This window comes from Planobispora rosea, from assembly GCF_014648175.1.
Taxonomy (GTDB): domain Bacteria; phylum Actinomycetota; class Actinomycetes; order Streptosporangiales; family Streptosporangiaceae; genus Planobispora; species Planobispora rosea.
Window position 1 is genome coordinate 1 of sequence record NZ_BMQP01000145.1, and the last position, 686, is coordinate 686.

At 68.5% G+C, this 686-nt stretch carries 1 protein-coding gene; it reads left to right on the forward strand.

The features are described from left to right. Window positions 1-14: 14 nt before the first annotated feature. On the forward strand, window positions 15-686 hold a 672-nt coding region (locus tag IEZ08_RS39150), incomplete at its 3' end, for an AMP-binding protein (RefSeq protein WP_308426634.1).

The following is a 686-nucleotide window of genomic DNA, read 5'->3' on the forward strand; positions in this document are numbered from 1 at the left end:
TGTCCGGGGGCCGGTTGGTGGTGGTGCCGTTCGAGGTCAGCCGCTCGCCGGGGGAGTTCGCGCGGTTGCTGGCCGAGCAGCGGGTCACGGTGCTCAACCAGACCCCGTCGGCCTTCTACCAGCTGATGCAGGCCGAACGGGAGCAGGCCGCGGCCGAACCGCCGTTGCGATCACTTCGATATGTGATCTTCGGTGGTGAGGCGCTGGAGCCGGGGCGGCTGGCGGGTTGGTATGACCGTTACCCGGAGACCGCGCCGGTGCTGGTGAACATGTACGGGATCACCGAGACGACGGTGCATGTGACCTATGCGCCACTGGATCGGAAGACCGTGGCGGCCGGTTCCATCAGCGGCATCGGGGTGGGGATTGCGGATTTGCGGGTGTATGTGCTGGATGCGTTCTTGCAGCCGGTGCCGGCCGGGGTGGTGGGGGAGGTGTATGTGGCCGGGCCGGGTCTGGCCCGGGGGTATGCCGCTCGGCCGGGGTTGACCGCTGAGCGGTTCGTGGCCTGTCCGTTCGGTCCGGTCGGGGCGCGGATGTATCGCTCGGGGGATCTGGCGCGCTGGGGTCGCGATGGTCGTCTGGTGTATCTGGGCCGGGCTGATCAGCAGGTGAAGGTCCGGGGGTTTCGGATCGAGCCGGGTGAGGTCGAGGCGGTGATCGCCGCTCATCCGGTCGTGGCCGAT